Genomic DNA, 20,661 nt, shown 5'->3' with positions numbered 1-20,661 from the left:
CTTATGAAAGCTCTTGTTCTTGAACGTGTCGGTGAACTGTCGCTGCGCGACATTGATCTTCCCTCGGACATGGGGCCGGATGACGTGCGCATCCGCCTGCATACGGTGGGTGTCTGCGGCTCCGACGTTCATTATTACACCCATGGCCGTATCGGTGACTTCATTATCACCGCGCCGATGGTGCTGGGACATGAGGCATCGGGCACCGTGATCGAAACCGGCGCGCGTGTCACCCATCTGCGGCCCGGCGATCGTGTCTGCATGGAGCCGGGCATCCCGGATCCGACCTCGCGCGCCGCCCGGCTGGGCATCTACAATGTGGATCCGTCAGTGACCTTCTGGGCAACGCCGCCGGTGCATGGGGTTCTGTGCCCGGAAACGGTGCATCCGGCCTCGTTCACCTACAAGCTGCCGGACAATGTCAGCTTTGCCGAAGGCGCCATGGTCGAGCCCTTTGCCGTCGGCATGCAGGCCGCGAAACGGGCGCGGATCGAGCCGGGCGATACGGCGGTTGTCATCGGGGCAGGCACCATCGGCATCATGGTGGCCCTTGCCGCCCTTGCCGGGGGCTGCGCGCGGGTGCTGATTTCCGATCTGTCGGAAACCAAACTGGCGATTGCCAGCGCCTTTCCCGGCATCACCGGCATCAACATCCGCGAGGGCGCGCTGCTGGACCGGGTTCTGGCCGAAACCGGCGGCTGGGGCGCGGATGTGGTGTTTGAATGTTCCGGCGCGGCGGCGGCAATGCGGGATCTGTTCCGCATCGTGCGCCCCGGTGGTGCGGTGGTGTTCGTCGGCCTGCCGCCCGATCCTGTCGCGATTGATATTTCCGGCGCAACCGCCCGCGAATGTCGCATGGAAACGGTGTTTCGGTATGCCAATGTCTATGACCGCGCATTGGCCCTGATCGCCGCAGGCAAGGTGGATCTGAAGCCGCTGATTACCGAGACCTTTGCCTTCCCGGAGTCGATCCGGGCCTTTGAGCGCGCCGCCGAGGCCCGCCCGGGGGATGTAAAGCTCCAGATCCGCATCGACATGGAAAGCGAGGCCCTGTGATGGCGACCGTTGAATGCCGCAATCTGCGCAAAACCTATGCCGCCCATGAAGTGATCGGCGATTTCAACCTGGCCATCAAGGATCATGAATTCGTCGTGTTCCTAGGGCCTTCGGGCTGCGGAAAATCCACCATCCTGCGCATGATCGCCGGGCTTGAAGAAATCTCGGGCGGGGATTTGCTGATCGGCGGCGCGCGGGTCAATGACCGCGATCCGGGCGACCGGGGCATCGCCATGGTGTTCCAGAACTATGCGCTTTATCCGCATATGAGCGTGCGCGAGAACATCACGTTTGCACTGGAGCGCGCCGGGGCCGGCAAGGACGAGATCCGCCGCAGGCTTGATCCGGTGGTGGAAAGCCTCGGGCTGGATGTCTACCTTGGCCGCAAGCCGACCGAACTGTCGGGCGGCCAGCAGCAGCGCGTCGCCATTGCCCGCGCGATGATCAAGACGCCAGAGGTCTTTCTGTTCGACGAGCCGCTGTCCAACCTCGATGCCAAGCTGCGCGGCCATCTGCGGGTGGAAATCGCGAAGCTTCACAAGGATCTGAAATCCACCTCGATCTATGTCACCCATGATCAGCTGGAGGCGATGACGCTGGCCGACCGGATCGTGCTGATGAATCAGGGCAAGATCGAACAGATGGGCACCCCGGAAGAGATCTATTCGCGCCCCGCAACGCTGTTTGCCGCCAGCTTCATCGGCACGCCCAACATGAATTTCTTCGCGCTTGAGGCTAGCGACGGGCGGTTGCGGGATGGCACCATTGACCTGGCGGCCCCCTTCCCCGTCGCACCCGGCAAGGTGACGCTGGGGGTGCGCCCGGGGGCGGTTCAGATCGTGCCCGAAGGCACGCCAGGAGCGATTGCCGCGATTGTCGAGCGGGACGAGTTCCATGGCGAGACCCGTCTCGTATCGCTCAGAACCGGGACGCAGACCTTCATGGCGGCGGTTGCCGCGACCACGCGCTATGCCGAGGGGCAAAGGCTGTCTGTCGCGTTCGATGCCAATGCCCTGCATCTGTTCGACAGCACAAGCGGCCTGCGCCTGTAGCGCCGCCAGACAGGATGGACTGATCTCGCATCATGCGAACCTCTTGGCCCCTGTGACACAGACAACCACAAAGGCGGTCACGGCGATCATCGTCCAGGCGACCGGCTCGCCCAGCAGCAGGCCTGCGAGGGCGAGCCCGAAGAACGGTTGCAGCAGCTGCAACTGGCCAACGCCCGCAATCCCGCCAAGCGCGAGGCCGCGATACCAGAAGATGAACCCGACCAACATGCTGAACACCGACACATAACCAAGGCTCAGCCATTCCGGCGCGGTGATACCGGCAAAGCCTGACGGCCAGCTTGCCAGCATCACCGCCCCCATCATCGGCAGCGCCAGCACCAAGGCCCAGGAGATCACCTGCCAGCCCCCCAGCCGCCGCGACAGCGCCGCCCCTTCGGCATAGCCCAATCCGCAGATCAGGATGGCGGCCAGCATCAGCAGATCCCCGAAAAGCGTGCCTCCGCTGCCCTGCGCCCAGGCAAAACCCGCAACCGCCACGCCCCCGGCGCAGGCAAACAGCCAGAACGCAGGGCGGGGCCGCTCACCCCCGCGCAGCACCGCGAAAATCGCTGTCGCCAGCGGCAGCAGGCCGATGAACACGATGGAATGGGCCGAGGTCATGTGCTGCAACGCCAGCGCGGTCAGCAAGGGAAAGCCGATCACCACACCGGCCGACGTGATGCCCAAGGACAGCAGATCGCGGCGCTCCGGTCTTGCCTGCCGCAACAGCAGCAGCAGCGCCGCGCCAAGCAATGCGGCAATCACCGCCCGCGCCGAGGTCAGGAACAGCGGCGTAAAGCCACCCACCGCAACCCGTGTCGCCGGAAGCGATCCGCTGAAAATGATGACCCCGAGCAACCCGCTGCCCCAGCCTTCGCCAAATTGTCTCATCGCCCGCCGCGCCCCTTTTTTGTCAGGGATACTGGCTTGGCACTGGTGCGGACAGGCACAGACCGATACAATTGCGTCAAACTGTATGGCTCCAGTCGGAAGTACACTTGACGCAATGGCACAGGCCCGCCGCACGACCGAGGTGATGGAGGCGATCCGGCGCAAGCTTGCGACGCGGGCGCTGACCCCCGGTGAACGCCTGCCCTCGATCCGGCGGTTTGCGGCGGTCATGGGAGTATCGCCCTCGACCATCGTCGAGGCCTATGACCGGCTGGTGGCCGAAGGGGTGATCCGTTCGCAGCCGGGTTCGGGGTTCTATGTCGCGGGGGTTCCGCCCTCGCTGGATCTGCATCTGCCGGAACCGCAGCGCGAGCGGGATGTCGATCCGCTCTGGGTCTCGCGCCAGTCGCTGGACACCGGCCGCGATGTTGTAAAGCCGGGCTGTGGCTGGTTGCCGCCGGACTGGATGCCGCAGGCCGCGATGCGGCGGGCATTGCGGCAGCTGGCCCGCGGGCCGGATGCGATCCTGACCGACTATGGCAGCAGCCTTGGCCCGGTGAACCTGCGCCGCATCCTCGCCCGCCAGTTCGCCGAAGAAGGGCTGGAGATCAGCCCCGAGTCGATCCTGCTGGCCACCTCGGCGTCACAGTCGATTGACCTGATCTGCCGCTCTTTGCTGCGGCCCGGCGATACGGTGCTGGTGGATGATCCCTGCTATTTCAACTTTCAGGCCCTGCTCCGGGTCTACAAGGCCCGCATCGTCTCGGTGCCGTTCACGCCGATGGGGCCGGATCTGGCGCAGTTCGCGCAGGCGCTGACCACACATCACCCGCGCCTCTACATCACCAATTCGGCGCTGCACAATCCGACCGGTGGCACCATGACGGCGCAGACCGCGCATCGCCTGCTGAAACTGGCAGAGGCGCATGGCCTGACGATCATCGAGGATGACACCTTTGCCGCGCTGGAACCCGATCTGTCGCCGCGCCTTGCCACGCTGGATGGGCTGGAGCGGGTGATCCGCATCGGCAGCTTTTCAAAGACGCTCTCCGCCTCGATCCGCTGTGGTTATATTGCGGGGCCGCCCGATCTGATTGCGGCCCTGACCGATCTTCAGGTCGCCACCAACTTCGGCGGGCCAAGCCCGGTTTCCACCGAGATCGTCCATGCGACGCTGAGCGATGGCAGCTATCGCAAGCATGTGGAGGGGATCCGGCGGCGTCTGACCCGCATCCGCAAGGACACATCGGCCCGGCTGGTGGCCATGGGGATAACACCATGGCTGATGCCGCGCGGCGGGTTCTACCTCTGGTGCGCGCTGCCGCAGAGGCGAGATGCCTCCGAGATCGCCCGGGCGGCCATGCGCCGGAATGTCGTTCTGGCGCCGGGCAACATCTTCAGCCCGGCCCAGACGGCGGCGGGATTCATGCGCTTCAACGTCAGCCAGATGCACGACCCCGCGTGGGAGGTGGTCGCGCAGGCGATGAACACCCCCCCGGCCTAATGCCCCACCGGGCGGCGGAAACAGCAGCGGCCCCCGGCAAAACCGGAGGCCGCACCGTCTTTTGCCCGCGTTTTCAGAACAGGCGCGACGGCAGGAAGGTGCTGATCACCGGGATATAAGAGATCAGGATCAGCGCGATCACCATCAACAGGATGGTCGGCAAGGCGGCGCGGAAGATCTGAAACAGCGACATTTTCGCAATTCCCATCGCCACGAACAGGTTCAGACCAACGGGCGGCGTCAGCATGCCCACCGACAGGTTGACCAGCATGATGATGCCGAAGTGGATCGGATCGACGCCCACCTGCTCAGCAATCGGCTGCATCAGCGGTGCCAGAATGATGATCGCCGAAGCACTGTCGAGGAAACAGCCCGCCACCAGCAGGATCACGTTGAACAGCGCCACGATGATCACGGGATTGTCGGTGCCCGACAGCAGCGCCGCGGCCAGCTCGGACGGCGCGCCATTATTGGCCAGCAACCAGGAAAACGCCGAGGCCCCCGCCGTGATCAGCAACAGTGGTCCGGCCAGCAGCCCGGAGTTGCGCAGAATCATCAGCGTGTCGCGCATCGAGATCGACCGATAGACCACCGCCCCGATGAACCAGCCGTAAAGGCAGGCGGCGGCGGCGGATTCGGTCGGCGTGAACACCCCGGTATAGATCCCGCCCAGCAACACCAGCGGCAGACCCAGCCCCCAGGCGGCCTGACGAAACGCAGCAAGGATGCTGACCATCGTCGGAAAGGCATCGCGCGGATAGCCTTTGCGGGCCGAATACCAGCTTGCATAGGTGATCAGCATGCCGCCGATCAGAATGGCGGGGATCAGGCCGGCCGCAAACAGCTTGCCCACCGAAGTGCCGGTGACAGAGCCATAGATGATCAGCGCGATCGACGGCGGCACGATCGGGCCAAGCGTGCCCGCCGTGGTGATCAGGCCGATGGCGAAAAAGCGGTCATATCCGGCCTTGGTCATCGCCGGATACATGATCGTGCCGATGGCGATCACTGTCGCCGGGCTCGACCCCGAGATCGAGCCGAACATCAGGCAGGCCACGACCGTCGCCGCCGCCAGCCCGCCCGGCAGCCAGCCGATCAGCGCCCGCGCCAGATTGATCAGCCGGTCCGACAGCCCGCCGATCCGCATCAGCTCTGCCGCGAGGATGAAGAACGGGATCGACATCAAGGAGAAGTTGTTCATCCCCGAAAACATCCGCATCGGCACGACCAGCGGGTCGATGGATGTCAGGAAATACAGAAAGCCGGTGACCGCCAGCGCCAGTGCCGCAAAGATCGGCAGGCCGAACAGCAGCAGGGTGAAGAAAACCGGGACAAGTGTGCCAATCATGATGTTCCCCTCAGGCGTTCTTGATGTCGGATTGCGGCGGCGTGTAGTCGCGGCCCGTGATCAGGAAGGACAGCACCAGAAGATAGCGCAGCACCATGAACACCCCCGAAACCGGGATCACCAGATAGACATAGCCCACCGGAATCCGCATCGCAGGCGACAGCTGCCCCATGTTCAGCGTATTGGCCGACAGCCGCCAACCCAGCACGATCAGCACGGCGGCAAAGATCAGGCCCAGCACCGCCGCCCCGATCTTCAACGCCCGGCCCAGCCGTTCGCCGGCAAAGGCCAGCCCGGCCTCCACGCTGATATGCGCGGCATAGCGCACCCCCATGCCCATGGTCAGAAAGCTCATGGAAATCAGCGCATAGAGCAAAAACTCTTCTGACCAGTAGAGCGAGCTGTTGAAGGCATAGCGCGCGACCACCTGGGCAATCGCGACCACCGCCGCCAGCAGCATGAGCAGTGTGACAAGGCCGCCTTCAACCTTGTCGACAATGCGGTTCAATCCTTCGATCATGTCCCGGCCCCCTTCCCTGCGCCGACCTCAGCCCTTGGCCGCGGCAATCGCCCGGTCCATCAGCTCGGGTGTGATCTTGGAGCGGAACTCCTCATAGATCGGCTCGGACGCCTTGATAAAGGCTTCGCGGCCCTCGGGCGACAGTTCGATGATCTCGATCTCGTCCTGGATCTCGGCGATGATCTTGGCCTCATCCTCGGCGGTATAGGTGCGGCCCGCATCGCGCCCGACAACCAGCGCCTCCTGCACCACTTTTTTCAGGTCATCCGGCAGGCTGTCCCAGGTCGGCTTGTGCATCACCGCCGCATAGGTGTGGTAGGAGTGGTTGGTGACGGTCAGGTATTTCTGCACCTCGTAGAACTTCATCGAATAGATATTCGCGAAGGGGTTTTCCTGCCCTTCAACCACGCCCTGCTGAAGGCCGTTATAGACTTCGGCATAGGCCATCGCGGTCGGGTTGGCCCCAAAGGCGCGATAGGTGGCAAGGATCGCCGGGGCCTGCAACGTGCGCATCTTCGTGCCCGCCAGATCCGCCGGGCCCGTGATCGGGCGGATGTTGTTGGTCATCTGACGGAAGCCAGCCCCCCAAAGCGACAGACCCATCAGGTTGTTGGATTCGAGCGTGGCCAGCATCTCTGCACCCACCTCGCCATCCAGCAGGCGCATCATCGCCGCCTCGTCCGCCATCAGGAAGGGCAGATCGAACAGATACATCTTTTCGTTGAAATTCGCGAGGTTGCCGGTCGGCGGGATCGCGATATGGATCAGGCCCATCTGCGTCTGTTCGATGATCTCCACATCGCCGCCCAGCATCGCCGCAGGGCGGATATCAATCGCAATGCGCCCGCCAGAGTTCTTTTCGACCTCTGCCTTGAAGGTTTCGGCGGCTCGCGCGTTCGGCGTGCTTTCCGTCAGGACATGGGCAAAGGTCAGCCGGAATTCCTGTGCCGCCGCCATGCCGCCAAAGCCGACGGCAAAGACGGTGGCCAGAGTGAAGCCGAGGTTTTTCATTTTGTTACTCCCTGTTTTTGATGGTGTTCAAGAGACGCGCCGAGGGCGTCCCAGCAGTTCCGGCCCCGCGCCCAGCCGGTTTTCGACCGCCTGACCACAGGCCAGAAGGGCGGGCTCGGCAAAGGGACCGGCGATCAGTTGCAGGCCCACCGGCAGCGCCGATCCGTCCAGCCCGGCAGGCAACGTCAGCGCGCACCAGCCGAAAAGATTGGCGATGACGGTGTTGCGCAGCGCGAGGATATTGGCGCGACCATAGGCCGCCGGATCGGCCAGATCGGCCAGAAGCGGCGGCGCGATGGCGACGGTGGGCGTTGCCAGCACGTCGCAGTGGTCAAACACCGCAAGGGCCGCCCGGCCATGCAGCGCCAGCTCTGCCCGGCGGCGCAGATATTCCGGGGCGCTGATCTTGTCGGCCCCTTCGACCCGCAGCCGGACCACCGGATCCAGTCGCGCGATGCGGTCGGGGAACTGCCGGTCCAAAAAGCTGCGCAGCTCGGGCGCAGCAAGGCCGCCCTGCCGGAAGATGTCGAACATTGCGGCACAGCCCGGCAGATCCACATCGACCAGCACCGCCCCTGCCGCCTCCAGCTGGCGCAGACTGTCCGCGACCACCGAAAGGATGGCAGCATCCGCCTCGTCATTGAAAAAGTCGCGCGGCAGACCGATGCGCAGGCCTGACAGGTCGCGCGGCTGGGGCACGCCCCCGCCCTGCGGATCCAGCGCCGCAAAGCCATAGGCCAGATCTGCCACATCCCGCGCCAACAGCCCCGGCGTGTCCAGCGACGGGGACAGCGGCATGATCCCCTCGGTGGACCAGCGCCCGATCGTGGTCTTCAACCCCGCCTGCCCGCAGAACGACGCGGGCACCCGCACCGATCCGGCCGTATCGGTGCCAAGCGCCAGCAGTGCCGACCCCTCGGCCAGCGATACCCCCGCGCCCGAACTGGAGCCGCCCGGCGCCCGCGCTCCGTCTGGCCCGGACCACGGATTGACCGGCGCGCCCCAATGCGCATTCACCCCCAGCCCGCCAAAGGCGAATTCCACCGTATGTGTCTTGCCGGTCACGATCCCCAGTTGCGCCAGCAGCCGCGACACCAGCGGACCAGCCGCCGACCATGCGGCGTCAAAGGCGCTGTCCGTGCCTGCAAACACCGGCAGCCCCGGCACGCCGAACAGATCCTTCACCGACACGGGCAGACCCATCAGCGGCCCAAGGTCGATGCCACTGGCCAGAAGGCCGTCTGCGGCGCGGGCCTGGGCCAGCGCGCGATCCCCATCCCAGGTCTTGTAGGCCATCAATTCGGCACCCGCGCCCTGATGCGCCGCCACCGTCGCCTGCATCAAAGCTTCGGCCCCGCCGGGTCGGCCGTCACGCAAGTGTTGCGCAATCTGTGCGATGGAACTTCTGTTGCTGGGCATCCCGGTCTCCTCGTTCTGGGGTCAGACTGTCGCGGCTGGCATCAGAACGCTAGCCCGCTGAGGGCAGGCCACCGCCCCGATCCGGGTGGCGGTGACAAGCAATGAAAATCCGTAAGTCTTGGCAAAAAAACGATAAAATGCGGAAGCAACGGGCTGGCGCATCCGGGTGTTGCCGTTGAGGCAAATCCCTGTTGCCGCCGCTGTACTCCCTTTCAGGCCGCATTTGCCTATTTTGCCGGTCATCTGATGCAATGGAGAAAACAGATGGCACATGAGACAGAGAAGCGGCTGAACGCGATGGGAATCACCCTGCCCCGCCCGCCCAAGGCGGTCGGAAATTACCTGCCCGGCGTTGTTGTGGGGAACATCCTCTATCTGTCGGGCACGCTGGGCACCCAGCCCGACGAAGATGACAATGACGTGCTGCCCTATGTCGGCAAAGTGGGTCAGGATCTGAGCATCGAACAGGGATATGCCTCGGCCCGGCTGATGGCGATCAACCATCTGGCCTTGATGAAGGCAGTGCTGGGCGATCTGGACCGGGTGAAACGCGTGGTGAAAATGGTGGGCTACATCACCTGCGGCCCGAATTTCACTCAACCGCATCTGGTGCTGAACGGCGCGTCAGACCTTTTTGTCGCGCTCTGGGGCGAGGCGCATGGCCGCCATGCCCGTGCCGCGCTGACCCAGCACGAACTGGGCTTCAACGCCCCGGTCGAGGCGGAAATGACGCTGGAACTTCACGCCTGATCGCTGCGGGCTGCGGCCAGAAACGCCGCATCCCGCCGGTCGCCGTCGGCAAAGGCGGCGACCACTTCTTGCAGAAAGGCGGCGGCGGCGGCGGCCAGCACCTGATCCCGCCGCACCACCGCATAGATGTGCCGGTGCCGGAACTCGGCACAGTCCAGATCCAGCGGCACCAGATCACCCGCAGCGATTTCCGGCATTGCCGCCTGCAACGGCATGAAGGTCAGGCAGCCGCTGCGAATGGCATGGTCGCGCAGAAAGCCAAGACTGTCGCTCAGGATCGGGGCCTTCGGTTGCAATCCGGCCCGGGCAAAGGCGCGCAGAACCAGATGGTGAATGCCGAAGGTTTCATCCGGCAGGCCGCAGGGTTCCTGCGCCAGATCGGCCAGCGTCAGCCCCCGCCGCTGTGTCAGCGGATGCCCCGCCCGCGCCAGCACCAGCAGCGGCTGCCGCCAGCTTCCGGCCTCGACCAGCGCGGGGTGCGAGAAGTGATCGTAGAGAAAGCCGATCTGGCTGCGCCGCTCCTCCAGCGCCTCCAGCACCTTTTGCCGCCCGCAAGACCGCAGGTGGAAATGCACCCCCGGATGGCGAGTGCGGAACTCCGCGATCTGTTCGGACAGGAAGGGCCGGGTGATGCCCTCAACCGTGGCGATCTGCACCGTGCCCCGGCGCAGCGCGGTCAGATCGGCAATATCGCCGCTGATCCGGTCCAGCCGATCCTGAATCGCCTCCAGATGCTGCAACAGGATGGTCCCGGCGTCGGTCAGCACCACCCCGTCGGCCCGCCGCTCCAGCAGCTGCGCCTTCAGCTCGCGCTCCAGCCGCGCGATCTGGCGGCTGATGGCCGAGGGCGCGATGCCCAGCCGGTCTGCCGCCTGACGGATCGAGGCAGAGCGCGCCACCTCGATGAAATAGCGCGCCGCCCCGGAATGCAGCGCATGGAGCGCCGGGCCGGGAGCCTCGGCGTCACCCGAATCGGCGGAGGCATGTTCGCGTGACTCAGTGACCATGGAACTGCTCCCCTTTCCATCAGCACATTCTGCTGCGGCGGGCAAATAGTCCTACGTGGGCGCGCCAGAGGCAAGGGCCGGGGTCAGGCTCATTGCACCTGATGCCTGCGCGCCAAGCGGGGTGCCCCATTGCCGCGCCAATCCTGACAGGCGCTTTGACGCAACCCTCAGCCCTCCCGCACCCGCGCGGCGAAGGCACGCGCCTCGGCGGGGGCTTGACCAAGGCCGCTGGCGGCCAGACCCTGCTGCCCGGCGAGATGCGGAAAGCGCTGCGCGGCGAGTGTCAGCAGCGGCGTGCCGCTGGCCGTGGCCTCGGCACACATCTGCTTGACCAATGCCTGCGCGTCGGGGCGCGGCATCCGTTCGGCCAGAGCAAAGCTCAGCGCCTCGGCATGGATCAGGCCGTTGCCTTCCTCCAAGGCACGCGCCATGGCGGCATTCACCGGGGTCAGGGTCGCCATCAGATCCTGCGCCAGTGTCAGCATCCGCCCGGTGCAGATGCACAGTTGCGGCAGCGCCAGCCATTCGCCGAACCATGCGGCCCCGTCGCGTTGCTGGCGGTGCAGCGCGGCCCCCTGCACAAGTGCCGCAAGCCCGATGACATGCCGGGCCAACGCGACCAGCGCCGAAGGGGCAACCGGGTTCTGCTTCTGCGGCATCGTCGACGATCCGCCGCCGGCCCCGCCCAGCGTCACCTCGGCAATGCCCGACTGGCAGAGCAGAATGACATCCTCGCCCAGCTTACCCAGACTGCCGGCCAGCCCTGCGGCAAAGGCGGCGAGCTGCCCCAGGCCGGACCGGTCGCTGTGCCAGCTGTGGCCGGGGTCCGCGAGACCGAGTTCGGTGGCAAGCGCGGCCCGCACCGCCGGGCCGTCCTGCCCCATCGCCGACAGCGTGCCCGCCGCCCCCGACAAGGACACTTTCAGCAGGCTGTCACACAGCCCGGCCAAATGCTGCCGCCGCTCCAGCACCGGCCAGCCCCAGCCCGCAACGACCGCACCGAAACTGGTGGGTGTCGCCGCCTGACCATAGGTGCGGCCCGTCATCGGTAGGGTCGCCGTGTCCTCGGCAAGTTGGCCCAGCCGCACCAGCAGCGCGTCGAACCGCCCCTGCCAATGCGCCAGCATCGGGCGCAGCCGCAGGGCAAGCCCGGTGTCCATGATGTCCTGACTGGTGGCGCCCCAATGCAGATATTGCATCGGTTCGGGCGCGCCTGCGGCCTTGCGAAACGCCGCCAGCAGCGCGGGCACCGGCACGCCATTCAGCGCGGTTTCGGCGGCAAGCGCGCTCGGGTCGATCACCACCTCTTGCGAGGCGCGGTCGATGAAGGCGGCGGCCTCGGCGGGGATCACGCCAAGCGCCCCCTGCACCCGCGCCAGCGCCCCTTCCACCAACAGCATGGCACGGATTTCCGCACTGTCCGAGAACAGGCGGGCGGTGTCCGCGTCACCAAACAGGTGACCGTAGATCTGGGAATCGGCGGGGGCGGCGGGCATGGCTGTCCTATCGGTTCAGGCGGGCATCTGTCGGGGCGGGGTAAGCCATCCTAGGCGCTGACGGGCTTCAGGCCAAGGATGGCGCGGGCCTGCCGCCAGGTGGCAACGGGGCGCTCGTATTTTTCGCAAAGCGCCACCACACGCTGCACGAGGGTCGCATTGGAGGGGGCAAGCCGCGTCTTGTCCAGACGCACGTTATCTTCCAGCCCGGTCCGGGCATGGCCGCCGGAGGACACCGCCCAATCATTCAGCACGATCTGGTTCGGCCCGATCCCCGCCGCACACCATGGCGCATCTGCGCCAAACAGCCGGTGCACGGTCTGGATATAATAGTTGAACACCTCGCGGTCGGCGGGCATCGCGTTCTTCACCCCCATCACGAATTGCACATAGGGGCGGTCAACGATCTGGCCCTTGTCCCACATCTCCTTGGCTTTCAGGATATGCGACAGGTCGAACGCCTCGATCTCGGGCTTCACGCCATGGCTGCGCATCTCGCCGGCCAGCCAATCAACGAGATCGGGCGGATTCTCGTAGACGCGGGTGGGAAAGTTGTTCGACCCCACCGACAGGCTCGCCATATCGGGCCGCAGCGGCAACATGCCGCCGCGCGTCTGCCCCGCGCCGGAACGCCCGCCGGTGGACAGTTGCACGATCATGCCGGGGCAGTGCTTTTCCAGCCCCTCTTTCAGCGCCGCGAACTTCTCGGGGTCCGAAGAGGGCGTCTCGTCCTCATTGCGCACATGGCAATGCGCGATGGTCGCCCCGGCCTCGAACGCAGCATGGGTGGATTCGACCTGTTCGGCGATTGTGATCGGCACCGCCGAATTGTCGGCCTTGCGCGGCAAGGAGCCCGTGATGGCCACACAGATGATGCAGGGATTTTCCATGAGTCAGATATCCATGAACACGGTTTCGCCATCGCCTTGCAGACGGATGTCGAAACGATAGAGGCCGGGCTTGACCCTGCGCGCCAGAAGGGTGTCGCGGCGCGGGGCCTGCTCGACCAGATTGAGCACCGGATCGGCGCTGTTGTCCTCGTCCTCGAAATACATCCGGGTGTTGAGGCCGATGTTGATGCCGCGCGCAACGATCCAGAGCGTGACATGCGGCGCCATGGGCCGCCCGTTGCGGCCCATCACGACGCCGGGCTTGATGGTATCAAACCCCCAGAGGCCGGTGTCGAAATCGGTGATCACCCGGCCCCAGCCGCGAAAGCCGGGGGCCACCTCGGCGGCGCGCGGGTCTTCGGAGTGGGGATAGATGCCCGCCGCATCTGCCTGCCAGACTTCCAGCAAGACATCCTTGACCGGCGCGCCCGTGCCATCCAGCACCATGCCTTCGACCCGGATCCGTTCGCCGGGCGTCTCCGGCCCCGCGATCACCTGCCCCAGTTCCTGCCGGTAGATGTCAAACCCCGCAGCCCCGGGCGCGAGGCCGATATGCACATAGGGCCCCGCCGTCTGCGACGCGGATTCCTTGAGGTAATTCAGCGGCTGCGCCATGTCAGTTCCCCTCCAGCCGGTTTTCAAAAAGGGTGGAGCGCCGACCGCGCAACACGATGTCGAACTTGTAGGCCAGGCAATCCAACGGGATGGCCGCGTTCATGTCGAGCGGCGCGATCAGCTGATCAATCGCGCGGGGATCGGGGATGGTGGCGACGATGGGGCATTTGGCGATCAGAGGATCCCCCTCGAAATACATCTGGGTGATCAGCCGCTGCGCAAATGCGGTTCCGAACACCGACACATGGATATGCGCGGGCCGCCAGTTGTTGACCCAGTTGCGCCAGGGGTAGGCACCCGGCTTGATCGTACGGAAGAAGTAATAGCCCTGATCATCGGTCAGGGTGCGGCCACAGCCGCCAAAATTCGGATCGACCGGCGCAAGATAGCTGTCCTTCTTGTGCCGGTAGCGCCCGCCCGCATTGGCCTGCCAGATCTCGACCAGCGTGTTCGGCACGCCGCGCCCGTTTTCATCCAGCACCCGGCCATGGACGATGATGCGTTCCCCCACCGGGTCGCCTGTCTTGGCGTAGTTCTTGATCAGGTCATTGTCGATCGGATCAATGTCGCTGTGGCCAAAGGTCGGCCCGGTGATATCGGACAGGGATCCTTGCAACGACAGCATCGCCAGACGCGGGCTGCGCGCCACGCTGGTCTTGTAGTCCGGCGTCAGGGCGGGCGGCTGCCACAGGCGGTCGCGTTGATAGAACTCGGCGGGTTTCATTCTGTCTCCCCGGTGCTGGTGGTGGCCATGGTGGCGAATGTGTCCTTGGCGATCCTGATGGCATGGTTGGCGCGCGGCACACCGGCATAGATGGCGACATGCAGCAGCGCCTCCATCACATCGGTCTGACTGGCCCCGGTATTGGCCGTGGCGCGGATGTGCATGGCCAGTTCGTGATCATTGCCAAGCCCGGCCAACAGCGCGATGGTCAGCATGCTGCGCTCGCGCAGGGTGATGGTGTCGCGGCTCCAGACATGGCCCCAGGCCGCATCGGTGATCAGCGCCTGAAACGGGGCATCGGCCCCGGTCTTGGCCGTTTCGGCGCGGTTGACATGGGCATCCCCCAGCACGCGGCGACGGGTTTTCATGCCCGTTTCGGTCAGCTCAGACATGGGCATGTGCTTTCAGGAAGGGTGCGGCGAGGGCGGCCCAGGCGGCAGGGGTTTCGACGCAGGGCAGATGCCCCGCCCCGGCGATTTCGTGGAAGGCCGCCCCTGCGATCAGCGCGGCGGTGGCCTGGACGGTGGCACTCGGGCTGGCCCCGTCCTCCGATCCGGCGATCACCAGCGCGGGCAGGCGCAGCGCCCGCGTCGCCTCGGTCTGATCGGCCCCGGCCAGTGCCGCGCAGGCGGCGGCATAGCCCTGCGCGGGCGTGCGGGCCAGCATGGCACGCCAAAGGCCCAGCTCGGGCGTGGCGCGAAAGGCGGGGGCGAACCAGCGCTCCATCACCGCATCGGCAATGCTGTCCAGCCCAGCCTCCTGCACGGCCTGAATCCGCGCCTGCCAGCTTTCGGCCGTGCCCAGTTTCGCGGCCGTATTCGACAGCACGATGGCGCGGATCAGATCGGGGCGGCGGCTGGCGACCACCTGCCCGATCAACCCGCCAATCGACAGACCGACAAAAACCACCGGGCCACGCGCAACGCCTTCGATCACGGCAATCGCGTCCTCTGCATGGTCGCCAATCTCTGCGCCGCCCCCCAGCGCGGACAGGCCATGCCCGCGCTTGTCATAACGGATATAACGCAACCCCTGCGGCAGCACCGGCAGTACCCGGTCCCAGAGCCGCAGATCGGTGCCCAGCGAATTGGCGAAAACCACGGCAGGCGCGGCTTCGGGGCCATCGACCTGCACATGAAGACTGCCGAACGGACGTTTCAAAGCTTGCATCATTCATACTCCCATCCATAATATAAACCGCGCAATCCAGATGCGATAATGCGAAATACGGCAATGTTGATACCCATATGATTATGCACCCGGCCCTCAAGCTGCGCCACATCCGCGCCTTTCTGGACATCGCCGCCGACGGCAGCCTGTCCTCCGTCGCGCGGCGGCATGGCATCAGCCAGCCCGCCCTGAGCCGCACCCTGGCCGAAATGGAGGATCTGCTGGCCACCCCGCTGTTTCGCCGCGAAAAGCGGCGGCTGGTGCTGACCGAAGCGGGCGCGCTGTTTCGCCGCCACGCGAGTCTGGGGCTGCAATCGCTGGAGGATGGTGTTGCGGCGCTGCGTCCGGGCGGCAGTGGTGACAGCATCCGCGTCGGCATCCTGCCCACCGCCGCGCCCCGGCTGTTCCCACGCGTGGCACTGCGCTTCCGCGAGGCCCATCCCGAAACACTGCTGAAGATCGAGACGGGGCCACATTCCTATCTGCTGCGCCTGCTGCGCGAGGATGAGATCGACCTGATGATCGGGCGGATGCCGGTGGCGGGCGAAATGGCCGGACTGGCGTTCGAGCATCTCTATGAAGAGGAAATCGTGCTGGTCGCCCGCGCCGGGCATCCGCTGCGGGCACAGTCCCTGCCCGGCCTGTTGCAGGCGGTGCCGCTGATCCTGCCGCCGGAAGGCGCCTTGATCCGCCGCGCGGTAAACGATTTTCTGGCGACGCTTGGCCTGCCCGCCCTGCGCCCGGCGTTCGAGACAGCCGCCCTTGCGGTGGGCCGGGGTATTCTGGCCGGGTCGGATGCGGTCTGGTTCATCTCGCGCGGGGTGGTGGCCGATGAGGTGGACCGGGGCGATATGGTGGTTCTGCCCACCGGGGCCCGCTTTCTGTCGGGGTCGGTGGGCATCACGCGCAGACAGGCGGGGCCAGTGGTGCCAGGGTTGAACCAGCTGATCCACCTGTGCCACGACAACACCCCGCCCTAAAGCCTTGGCATCCCGGCGGGCCGGGCATAGCGTTTCTGCGCCGCGATGCGGAAGGGCGCGTTGGGCGCGCCATAGCCCAGATAGTTGCCCTGCCGCTGCACGATCTCCAGAAAGAACCCGTCGGGGCGCGGGGCCGAGTAGAGTTGAAAGAACTGCCCGCCCGCGTCTTCGTCATAGAGCACCTTGGCGGCGCGCATCCGCGCCACAAGCGCCGGATCAAGGCCAAAGCGGGCCTCGACATCGTCATAATAATTCTCGCCGATCTGCAACAGCGGAAAGTCGCGCTCGGCCAGCCGAGCCGCCGTGGCAAAGATGTCGACGGTGGCAAAGGCGATGTGCTGCACCGATGCGCCAAAGGTCTCCTCGACAAAGCGGCCGGCAAGGGTGCGCCGCGCCTCGGCCCCGTTCAGGGTGATGCGCAGCCCGCCCGATTGCACCGCCTGACTGCGCACCAATCCGTCAGGATCGGCCACATCCACCATCGGCGCTTTCTTTGCATCAAAGATCGAGGCGTAGAACAGCGCCCAGCTGAGCATTTCGTCATAGGCCATGGTCTGACCCAGATGGTCGATGCCGGTCAGGCCCGCCCCCTCCAGCGCCGCCGCATCGCTGCGGAAATCCACCGACCAGATGCGCGCCAGATCAGAGCCTGAATCCAGCAGCCGCAGAATGCTGCCGCCCACCCCGCGGATGGCCGGGATCTCCAGCTCGTCCGGCTGGCCGGGCTGGCGGTGATCCCGCGCCAGCAGGGCCAGCGCCCGCGCATGGGTTGCCTGTGCATCGGGCACCATCAACGCCACTTCGGACACGGTGGTGCCATGCGCCACAAACGAGGTATGGGCAAAGCCGGTGCTGTCGGTGTTCACCAGCACATTGACGCCGCCTTGCCGCCACAGCGTGACCGGCTTTGACACATGGCTGCCCGCGCGGGCAAAGCCGGTTGCCGCCAACAGCGCTTCCAGCCCCGGCGCATCCTCGGCAGAGGTGGCAAATTCGATGAATTCCACCCGCTCCACCGGGGCCGCCGCCGGAAACTCCGGCAAGGCGACCGGCACGGTGGGTTCGGATCGGCGCACCCGGTCCATCAGCGAAATCAGGCTGCGATGGCCATCCTGCGCGACCAGACGCGGCAGGCCCGCGCGGAACTGATCGTTGAAAATCTCAAGGCTCAGAGGGCCGGAATAGCCGGTGGCGAGCACCGCCCGCATGAAGCCGGTCACATCCAGATCACCCTCGCCCGGCATGTTGCGGAAGTGGCGCGACCAATACAGCAGGTCCATGTCGATGGCCGGGGCGTCGGCCAGTTGCACGAAAAAGATCTTGTCGCCCGGAATACGCCGGATGGTGTCGGGGTCGATCTTGCGGCCCAGCGTGTGAAAACTGTCGAGGATCAGCCCGATATTCTGGTGATCGGCGCGGCGCACCACCTCCCAGGCGTCCCGGTGGTCGTTGACATGGCGACCCCAGGCCAGCGCCTCGAAGCCGACGCGGATGCCATGGCTTTGCGCCAGATCGCCAAGTTCGGCAAAATCTGCGGCCATGCGGTCAATCCCGCCCATCGCGGCGGGGTGGACGCTGGAGCAGACCAGCACCAGATCGGTGCCCAGCTGGTTCATCAGATCGAACTTGCGCGCCGCGCGGGCAAAGGCGCGGCTGCGGTGCGGTTCGGGCAGGCCTTCAAAATCGCGGAACGGCTGGAACAGCGTGATCTCCAGCCCGTGATCGCGCACCATGCGGCCCACCTCGGCCGGGGTGAAATCCGACGCGATGAAATCTTGCTCGAAGATTTCGATGCCATCGAAACCGGCGGTGGCGATGGCCGCCAGTTTTTCGGCGAAAGTGCCGGAAATCGAGACGGTCGCGATCGAGGTTTTCATGTCACGTCCTTTCCTTCGGCCAGCTCCTGGCGCATCCGCGCTTCGTCCAGCGGCAGATTGGTGAAGATGGCCCAGGCGTCCACGCCCTGACCGAAGAACAGCTCATAGCCGGAAATGACCTGAAGCCCTTCGGCGGCGGCATCGCGCAGGAATTGCGTATCGACCGGGGTATAGACCGCGTCGAACACCCATGCGGCCTGGGTCAGCGCGGTGCGGGCCAGCGGCGTGCCGTCATAGCCGACCATGCCGACAGGGGTGCAGTTGATGATGCCCGCCGCCCCAGCCGCCAGCGTTACCGCTTCGGTGCCGGTCCGTGCGACAAGGCCGGGGCGGGCGGCCACCAAAGCCGCGGCCAGCGCCCTGGCTTTGGGCAGATCACGGTCGACGATGCGGATATCCTCCAGCCCGAGCGCCACAAGCCCGAAGGCCACCGCCCTGCCAACCCCACCTGCGCCGATCATCAGCACCGGGCCGGGGGCGGCGTCGCCCCGGACCCGGCGATAGGCGGCCATGAACCCCGAATAATCGGTGTTGAAGCCATGCGGACCGCCGTCGTCAAACACCACGGTATTCACCGCGCCGATGGCCCGCACCAGCGGATCCTCGACGATGACCTTTGCCGCCGCACGTTCCTTGTAGGGGTAGGTCACGTTGACGCCGCGATAGTCGGCGGCGGCAACATCGGCAAACAGCGCATCGAAATCCTTGCCCAGTTCGGCGGGAACCAGTTGGTCATAGGTGACGCGCCGCCCGTTTTGTGCCCCGGCCAGACGGTGCAGCCGGGGCGACTGCGATTTGGCGATATTGTCGCCGATCAGGCCAAGGCGTATCGGCGTGGGGCGGATGGTCTCGGTCATGCTGCCCTCTTGCGGAAGATCATGCCCCAAAGCGGCGTTTTCGACACGAAGATCAGGACAACCGAGGCGAACAGCACCAGAGACAGCGGGCTCATCAACGTGCCTTTCAGCAGCAGCCACAGGCTTTCCTGATCCGAGATGATCGCCCGGCGCCAGTTGTCGTCCAGCAGGCGGCTGAGGATGACCCCCAGGATCACCGGACCCAGAGGATAACCGTAGAGCTTCATGAAGTAACCAAACACCCCGAAGCCCAGCATCCAATAGACATCGTTCAGGCTGTTCGACACCGCATAGGCCCCGACGATGGACAACAGCAGGATCACCGGCAGCAGGATGGCACGCGGCATTTCCACGATCTTGACGAAGGCCTTGATGCCGGTCAGGCCGAAGATCAGCATGAACACATTGGCCAGACCCAGCGCACTGACGATGAACCAGAACATGTCGGGCTGTTCCACCATCAGCATCGGCCCCGGGTTCAGACCATGGATGAACAGCGCGCCGATCATGATCGCCGTCACCGCATCGCCGGGAATACCCAGTGTCAGCATCGGGATGAAGGCCCCGCCCACGGCGGCGTTGTTGGCGGTTTCCGGGGCGACCAGCCCTTCGATTGCGCCCTTGCCAAAGGGCACTTCGGGGTTTTTCGTGACCCGCGTTGCATGGTCATAGGCAATCAGCGCCGCAATATCGCCGCCGGTGCCGGGCAAGGCGCCGATCACCGTGCCGATGGTCGAGGTTTGCAGGCCGAGCGGCAGATGCTTGCGCACCATCAGCCAGGACGGAATGATCCGCCCGATCTTCTGCTTCACCGCCGGCGTGTTGACGGTATGCAGCTGCATCAGCCCTTCCGAAATGCCGAACATGCCGATCATCACCGCGACGAAGGACACACCGGCGCGCAGGCCATCGGTGCCGAAGGTGAAGCGTTCGGTAAAGGTCAGCGGGTCCATGCCCACCGCGCCAAGGCCAATGCCGAGCGCGCCCGCAAAGATGCCCTTGACCAGACTTTCGCCCGACAGCGACCCCACCAGCAGGATGCCCAGCACCCCCAGCAGGAAATAGTCGCGCGGCTGGAAGCGGATCGCGAAATCGGCCAGCAGCGGGGCAAAGACCGCAAGCGCGAAAATGCCGATGAAGCCACCGATGAAGGACACCACGGTCACGATGCCGATGGCCTCGCCCGCCTGACCTTTTTGCGCCATGGGATAGCCGTCCAGCGCGGTGGCAATCGCCGCAGGCGCGCCGGGGATGTTCAACAGGATCGCGGTGCGCGACCCGCCATAGACCCCGCCCATATAGATGCCGATCATCAGCGCCAGCGCCGGATACACATCCCACGAGAAGGTGAAGGAAATCAGGATCGACACCGCCATCGTGACAGACAGGCCCGGAATGGCGCCGACATAGATGCCCGCAAAGGTGCCAAGCGCAATCAGCCCCAGCAGTTGCAGGTCCAGAATGGGGATCAGCAGGCTGTGAATCACGTCCATC

Annotated in this window: 20 protein-coding genes; 5 read left to right on the top strand and 15 right to left on the bottom strand. The window is 65.3% G+C overall.

Annotated elements, in window-relative coordinates:
- Nucleotides 1–3: 3 nt before the first annotated feature.
- Nucleotides 4–1,056 (top strand): NAD(P)-dependent alcohol dehydrogenase, encoded by a 1,053-nt coding sequence (locus tag KM031_RS17450; RefSeq protein ID WP_215505232.1) that lies wholly within the window; start codon nucleotides 4–6, stop codon nucleotides 1,054–1,056.
- Nucleotides 1,056–2,108 carry an ABC transporter ATP-binding protein gene (locus tag KM031_RS17445; RefSeq protein ID WP_215505233.1) on the top strand — a complete coding sequence of 351 codons (1,053 nt, stop codon included), beginning with the start codon at nucleotides 1,056–1,058 and terminating at the stop codon, nucleotides 2,106–2,108. Before KM031_RS17450 ends, KM031_RS17445 begins: the two co-directional genes overlap by 1 nt.
- Nucleotides 2,109–2,138: 30 nt before the next feature.
- Here the strand turns inward: KM031_RS17445 and KM031_RS17440 are convergent, their stop codons facing one another.
- A complete protein-coding gene (locus KM031_RS17440; protein ID WP_215505234.1) occupies nucleotides 2,139–2,999 on the bottom strand; it encodes a DMT family transporter in 861 nt (286 codons plus the stop codon).
- 115 nt (nucleotides 3,000–3,114) lie between these two features.
- Between KM031_RS17440 and KM031_RS17435 the strand changes: the two genes are divergently transcribed.
- Nucleotides 3,115–4,503 carry an aminotransferase-like domain-containing protein gene (locus KM031_RS17435; RefSeq protein WP_246567070.1) on the top strand — a complete coding sequence of 463 codons (1,389 nt, stop codon included), beginning with the start codon at nucleotides 3,115–3,117 and terminating at the stop codon, nucleotides 4,501–4,503.
- A gap of 73 nt (nucleotides 4,504–4,576) precedes the next feature.
- Here the strand turns inward: KM031_RS17435 and KM031_RS17430 are convergent, their stop codons facing one another.
- From KM031_RS17430 to KM031_RS17415, 4 genes are read right to left on the bottom strand one after another with little or no spacing between them, the layout of a single operon-like run.
- On the bottom strand, nucleotides 4,577–5,851 hold the full coding sequence (locus KM031_RS17430; protein WP_215505235.1) for a TRAP transporter large permease: 1,275 nt from the start codon (nucleotides 5,849–5,851) through the stop codon (nucleotides 4,577–4,579).
- Between the two features lie 10 nt (nucleotides 5,852–5,861).
- A complete protein-coding gene (locus KM031_RS17425) occupies nucleotides 5,862–6,371 on the bottom strand; it encodes a TRAP transporter small permease (RefSeq protein ID WP_215505236.1) in 510 nt (169 codons plus the stop codon).
- 27 nt (nucleotides 6,372–6,398) lie between these two features.
- The gene (locus KM031_RS17420; RefSeq protein WP_215505237.1) at nucleotides 6,399–7,382 is read right to left on the bottom strand and encodes a TRAP transporter substrate-binding protein; all 984 of its coding nucleotides are present in this window, start codon (nucleotides 7,380–7,382) and stop codon (nucleotides 6,399–6,401) included.
- A gap of 27 nt (nucleotides 7,383–7,409) precedes the next feature.
- On the bottom strand, nucleotides 7,410–8,801 hold the full coding sequence (locus KM031_RS17415) for an amidase (RefSeq protein WP_215505238.1): 1,392 nt from the start codon (nucleotides 8,799–8,801) through the stop codon (nucleotides 7,410–7,412).
- A gap of 264 nt (nucleotides 8,802–9,065) precedes the next feature.
- Here KM031_RS17415 and KM031_RS17410 point away from each other — a divergent pair, with 264 nt between their 5' ends.
- Nucleotides 9,066–9,551, top strand: a complete 486-nt coding sequence (locus tag KM031_RS17410; RefSeq protein ID WP_215505239.1) for a RidA family protein — start codon at nucleotides 9,066–9,068, stop codon at nucleotides 9,549–9,551.
- On the opposite strand, the gene KM031_RS17405 is transcribed toward KM031_RS17410, so the two are convergent.
- From KM031_RS17405 to pcaD, 7 genes are all read right to left on the bottom strand, one after another.
- The gene (locus KM031_RS17405; protein ID WP_215505240.1) at nucleotides 9,542–10,558 is read right to left on the bottom strand and encodes a LysR family transcriptional regulator; all 1,017 of its coding nucleotides are present in this window, start codon (nucleotides 10,556–10,558) and stop codon (nucleotides 9,542–9,544) included. The two genes, KM031_RS17410 and KM031_RS17405, sit on opposite strands and share 10 nt — an antisense overlap.
- Nucleotides 10,559–10,725: 167 nt before the next feature.
- Entirely contained in the window at nucleotides 10,726–12,054 is a 1,329-nt protein-coding gene (locus KM031_RS17400) for a lyase family protein (RefSeq protein ID WP_215505241.1), read from the bottom strand.
- A 50-nt stretch (nucleotides 12,055–12,104) separates the two neighbouring features.
- Nucleotides 12,105–12,944 carry a 3-oxoadipate:acetyl-CoA acetyltransferase gene (locus KM031_RS17395; RefSeq protein WP_215505242.1) on the bottom strand — a complete coding sequence of 280 codons (840 nt, stop codon included), beginning with the start codon at nucleotides 12,942–12,944 and terminating at the stop codon, nucleotides 12,105–12,107.
- A gap of 3 nt (nucleotides 12,945–12,947) precedes the next feature.
- Nucleotides 12,948–13,559: a protocatechuate 3,4-dioxygenase subunit alpha gene (gene pcaG, locus KM031_RS17390; RefSeq protein WP_215505243.1), complete on the bottom strand. Its 612-nt coding sequence runs from the start codon at nucleotides 13,557–13,559 to the stop codon at nucleotides 12,948–12,950.
- A gap of 1 nt (nucleotide 13,560) precedes the next feature.
- Nucleotides 13,561–14,283, bottom strand: a complete 723-nt coding sequence (gene pcaH / locus KM031_RS17385) for a protocatechuate 3,4-dioxygenase subunit beta (protein ID WP_215505244.1) — start codon at nucleotides 14,281–14,283, stop codon at nucleotides 13,561–13,563.
- A complete protein-coding gene (gene pcaC / locus KM031_RS17380) occupies nucleotides 14,280–14,675 on the bottom strand; it encodes a 4-carboxymuconolactone decarboxylase (protein ID WP_215505245.1) in 396 nt (131 codons plus the stop codon). The genes pcaH and pcaC overlap by 4 nt, the downstream gene beginning before the upstream one ends.
- Entirely contained in the window at nucleotides 14,668–15,453 is a 786-nt protein-coding gene (gene pcaD / locus KM031_RS17375) for a 3-oxoadipate enol-lactonase (RefSeq protein WP_215505444.1), read from the bottom strand. The genes pcaC and pcaD overlap by 8 nt, the downstream gene beginning before the upstream one ends.
- Before the next feature lie 77 nt (nucleotides 15,454–15,530).
- Here pcaD and KM031_RS17370 point away from each other — a divergent pair, with 77 nt between their 5' ends.
- Nucleotides 15,531–16,433: a LysR substrate-binding domain-containing protein gene (locus KM031_RS17370; RefSeq protein WP_215505246.1), complete on the top strand. Its 903-nt coding sequence runs from the start codon at nucleotides 15,531–15,533 to the stop codon at nucleotides 16,431–16,433.
- Here the strand turns inward: KM031_RS17370 and KM031_RS17365 are convergent.
- Genes KM031_RS17365 through KM031_RS17355 form a run of 3 tightly spaced genes read right to left on the bottom strand, consistent with a single transcriptional unit; the run spans nucleotide 16,430 to nucleotide 20,660 of the window.
- Complete coding sequence (locus KM031_RS17365) at nucleotides 16,430–18,310, bottom strand: bifunctional sugar phosphate isomerase/epimerase/4-hydroxyphenylpyruvate dioxygenase family protein (RefSeq protein ID WP_215505247.1); 1,881 nt, start codon at nucleotides 18,308–18,310, stop codon at nucleotides 16,430–16,432. The two genes, KM031_RS17370 and KM031_RS17365, sit on opposite strands and share 4 nt — an antisense overlap.
- Entirely contained in the window at nucleotides 18,307–19,167 is an 861-nt protein-coding gene (locus KM031_RS17360; RefSeq protein WP_215505248.1) for a shikimate dehydrogenase family protein, read from the bottom strand. Before KM031_RS17360 ends, KM031_RS17365 begins: the two co-directional genes overlap by 4 nt.
- On the bottom strand, nucleotides 19,164–20,660 hold the full coding sequence (locus KM031_RS17355) for a tripartite tricarboxylate transporter permease (RefSeq protein WP_215505249.1): 1,497 nt from the start codon (nucleotides 20,658–20,660) through the stop codon (nucleotides 19,164–19,166). Before KM031_RS17355 ends, KM031_RS17360 begins: the two co-directional genes overlap by 4 nt.
- Nucleotide 20,661: the final 1 nt, after the last annotated feature.

It is taken from the genome of Gemmobacter fulvus (genome assembly GCF_018798885.1).
Taxonomy (GTDB): domain Bacteria; phylum Pseudomonadota; class Alphaproteobacteria; order Rhodobacterales; family Rhodobacteraceae; genus Gemmobacter; species Gemmobacter fulvus.
Note: the sequence above shows the minus strand (reverse complement) of the source record. Positions and strands in the feature narration are given on the sequence as shown.

Excerpts from the sequence above, each read along its gene's own strand:
- KM031_RS17355 (WP_215505249.1), bottom strand. The coding sequence starts at position 20,660 with ATGGACGTGATTCACAGCCTGCTGATCCCCATTCTGGACCTGCAACTG.
- KM031_RS17415 (WP_215505238.1), bottom strand. The coding sequence starts at position 8,801 with ATGCCCAGCAACAGAAGTTCCATCGCACAGATTGCGCAACACTTGCGT.
- pcaD (WP_215505444.1), bottom strand. The coding sequence starts at position 15,453 with ATGCAAGCTTTGAAACGTCCGTTCGGCAGTCTTCATGTGCAGGTCGAT.
- KM031_RS17425 (WP_215505236.1), bottom strand. The coding sequence starts at position 6,371 with ATGATCGAAGGATTGAACCGCATTGTCGACAAGGTTGAAGGCGGCCTT.
- KM031_RS17410 (WP_215505239.1), top strand. The coding sequence starts at position 9,066 with ATGGCACATGAGACAGAGAAGCGGCTGAACGCGATGGGAATCACCCTG.
- KM031_RS17450 (WP_215505232.1), top strand. The coding sequence starts at position 4 with ATGAAAGCTCTTGTTCTTGAACGTGTCGGTGAACTGTCGCTGCGCGAC.
- KM031_RS17400 (WP_215505241.1), bottom strand. The coding sequence starts at position 12,054 with ATGCCCGCCGCCCCCGCCGATTCCCAGATCTACGGTCACCTGTTTGGT.
- KM031_RS17440 (WP_215505234.1), bottom strand. The coding sequence starts at position 2,999 with ATGAGACAATTTGGCGAAGGCTGGGGCAGCGGGTTGCTCGGGGTCATC.
- KM031_RS17405 (WP_215505240.1), bottom strand. The coding sequence starts at position 10,558 with ATGGTCACTGAGTCACGCGAACATGCCTCCGCCGATTCGGGTGACGCC.
- KM031_RS17365 (WP_215505247.1), bottom strand. The coding sequence starts at position 18,310 with ATGAAAACCTCGATCGCGACCGTCTCGATTTCCGGCACTTTCGCCGAA.
- KM031_RS17360 (WP_215505248.1), bottom strand. The coding sequence starts at position 19,167 with ATGACCGAGACCATCCGCCCCACGCCGATACGCCTTGGCCTGATCGGC.
- KM031_RS17430 (WP_215505235.1), bottom strand. The coding sequence starts at position 5,851 with ATGATTGGCACACTTGTCCCGGTTTTCTTCACCCTGCTGCTGTTCGGC.
- pcaH (WP_215505244.1), bottom strand. The coding sequence starts at position 14,283 with ATGAAACCCGCCGAGTTCTATCAACGCGACCGCCTGTGGCAGCCGCCC.
- KM031_RS17370 (WP_215505246.1), top strand. The coding sequence starts at position 15,531 with ATGATTATGCACCCGGCCCTCAAGCTGCGCCACATCCGCGCCTTTCTG.
- pcaC (WP_215505245.1), bottom strand. The coding sequence starts at position 14,675 with ATGTCTGAGCTGACCGAAACGGGCATGAAAACCCGTCGCCGCGTGCTG.
- pcaG (WP_215505243.1), bottom strand. The coding sequence starts at position 13,559 with ATGGCGCAGCCGCTGAATTACCTCAAGGAATCCGCGTCGCAGACGGCG.
- KM031_RS17395 (WP_215505242.1), bottom strand. The coding sequence starts at position 12,944 with ATGGAAAATCCCTGCATCATCTGTGTGGCCATCACGGGCTCCTTGCCG.
- KM031_RS17435 (WP_246567070.1), top strand. The coding sequence starts at position 3,115 with ATGGCACAGGCCCGCCGCACGACCGAGGTGATGGAGGCGATCCGGCGC.
- KM031_RS17420 (WP_215505237.1), bottom strand. The coding sequence starts at position 7,382 with ATGAAAAACCTCGGCTTCACTCTGGCCACCGTCTTTGCCGTCGGCTTT.
- KM031_RS17445 (WP_215505233.1), top strand. The coding sequence starts at position 1,056 with ATGGCGACCGTTGAATGCCGCAATCTGCGCAAAACCTATGCCGCCCAT.